General features: G+C 48.5%; 1 protein-coding gene and 1 pseudogene. Both read right to left on the minus strand.

What is annotated here, in order from left to right:
• Positions 1-171: 171 nt before the first annotated feature.
• Positions 172-471 carry a type VI secretion system PAAR protein gene (locus HKI82_RS20360; RefSeq protein WP_171139018.1) on the minus strand — a complete coding sequence of 100 codons (300 nt, stop codon included), beginning with the start codon at positions 469-471 and terminating at the stop codon, positions 172-174.
• A gap of 8 nt (positions 472-479) precedes the next feature.
• Positions 480-918: pseudogene (locus tag HKI82_RS20365) on the minus strand (glycosyl hydrolase family 26); the annotation flags it as partial.

Consider the following 918-nt stretch of genomic DNA (forward strand, 5'->3'; position numbering starts at 1 on the left):
ATATTGGTGGTATATAGAACATCTGGCTTTTGGCCTTCGTTCTCAATCTGGATATCAACGGTAGATACCTGTTCTCTGATGTTCATTAATTCATTATCTCCCGAGCATGCTGCCAGTAGATAAATCAACACTAACGACACTACCTTGATAGCGAGTTTTCTCATATCCGTACTATCCAATCATCACATCCGAAGATGCGGAGGCTATCGTGCCTCCGCAATCAATGGCATCACCTAAGCGAGCCGCTGGCTTCCCATCGATAAACACACCCGATGAGCCGCCAGACACCGCTCTGGGATGATTCCCGTGAGGCGTTTTGTCACAGGGACAACCATGGTCTTGCAACGGGTCTCCTTGTCGAACCGCCAGCTGGTAATTAATCATGACCCCAGAGCTCCCCGCCGTTATGGACGTTGGCGGAAAACAGTCATGTTCAGAGCCGATGTCGCCCAGTCTTGCTGCACCTGGCATAGTGCCTCCTATCGTGAAACGACAACGCGGCCATCAATCATGGAAAAATAAGGAGTTGGAGAAGTAACTAAGTCATTTTTTGTTGAACCAATACGTAAAGGAGAATGGCCTCGTTTATCCGCCAATCGAACAAGTCGTCCATCCATGCGCGATTCGAGTATATATTCGCTCCAGTCTCTACGAGGTCTGACAGCTGCGTCATCCCATTCCTTAAATGTAGGCTCAAATGCAACGCCTTTATAGAACTCATCAGCCGATGAGAAATATCCATCCGCTTTCGCGTGCTCTCGCATCGACAGAGAATACGCCATCTTCAGTCCTTCAAAATCACGCGCTTCCATCAACTTTATGAGGTCGGTATACGCACGATACAACAGCTTCATTTGCTCTGGGTTGTCCTCACGAATCGGTGTCGCATCGACCCAACGCCAACGAGGAATAGACTTA

This window comes from Vibrio plantisponsor (assembly GCF_013041605.1).
GTDB lineage: Bacteria > Pseudomonadota > Gammaproteobacteria > Enterobacterales > Vibrionaceae > Vibrio > Vibrio plantisponsor.